The 1,230-nt window shown below is 33.7% G+C and carries 1 protein-coding gene; it reads right to left on the reverse strand.

Translation table 11 applies throughout. The features are described from left to right. Positions 1 to 36: 36 nt before the first annotated feature. Positions 37 to 1,008, reverse strand: a complete 972-nt coding sequence (locus tag ES674_RS15325; protein ID WP_148405530.1) for an IS110 family RNA-guided transposase — start codon at positions 1,006 to 1,008, stop codon at positions 37 to 39. Positions 1,009 to 1,230: the final 222 nt, after the last annotated feature.

Genomic DNA, 1,230 nt, shown 5'->3' on the forward strand with positions numbered 1-1,230 from the left:
AACAAAGTACTGTGGTAAAAACCAAGTGAAATTGATTTAATTTTTCACCAAAGTACTTCTGTAAGTATCTTCATATATTAATCCTGATTTAGCAATTGCAAAGGCCTGTTTTAAGAGCTTATTACATACCGCTATTAACGCTAACTTCTTACTCTTTCCCTTGGCAACTAATCGCTCATAAATATCTCTACAAGCCTTATTGTATTTACAGGCATTAAAACTGCACATAAACAATAAATTACGAAGTTTTTGATTACCCATTTTACTAATGCGAGGCCGACCTTTTACACTGCTTCCACTTTGCCTAATTATAGGAGTAAGACCTGCATAACTACATAGTTCACTTCCGCTTTTAAAACGATCAAATCCATCGGTTAGAACCACCAACATGACAGCTGTTTTATTTCCAATGCCTGGTATCGTTTTTAGTCGTGTTAAAACATCTTGATGTGCTTCTTTTACTAAAACTATTAGCTTGTCTTCCAAGTTTTTCATTTCTTTTTGAACGTGTTTTAAACTACGCTTCAAAGATTGCACAACTGCTTTGCATGGATTTCCTAAAACAACTTCTCCGTGTAGTTTGTTTTTGAGCATTGTGCTTTGTTTTGTATAGACAGAAAGGAGTCTGGTCATTTGCAGGCATTCTGTTTGGTGTTTAGAATTGCCTTTCCAAAGTTTTAATTCAACCTGTTTTGCGTACTCACAAATAAGTTTAGAATCGCTCTTATCAGTCTTGTTCTTGGTTAGTTTCATCTGTATAAAACGTTTTACCGCTAATGGGTTTTCCACAGACACTTTAATACCAGATTCAAGCAAAAAATAAGCTAACTGATAATGATAATAGCCTGTTGCTTCCATCACACAATGGCTATCAATATCCAAGAGTTTTACATACTTTTTGAAGCCAGAAGCATTATTTTTAAACTGATAATAATTGCCATCTGAATCCGTAACATCAAAAACCAAGTGGCTAATATCTATTCCGAAATATTTTATATCTTTAATCATAAGAAAATGTTTTTTGAAAGGACAATCTACGCGAGTTTCAACGACTTAAAATCGAGGTCTTAAAGCCTCATAGAACTGTACGAAATCTGTGTAGAAAAGAGAGGGGATTTTCAATGTTGACGAGATCAAAGTCTCTGCGTATATAATAACCTTACTCCTCTCTTTTGTGCTTTCTTATTTATAGACCTTAATTTAGTGTTTTTATTAAAACGCTAACTTAAG

This window comes from Bizionia myxarmorum, assembly GCF_008086205.1.
In the GTDB taxonomy this organism is placed as follows: Bacteria; Bacteroidota; Bacteroidia; order Flavobacteriales; family Flavobacteriaceae; genus Algorimicrobium; species Algorimicrobium myxarmorum.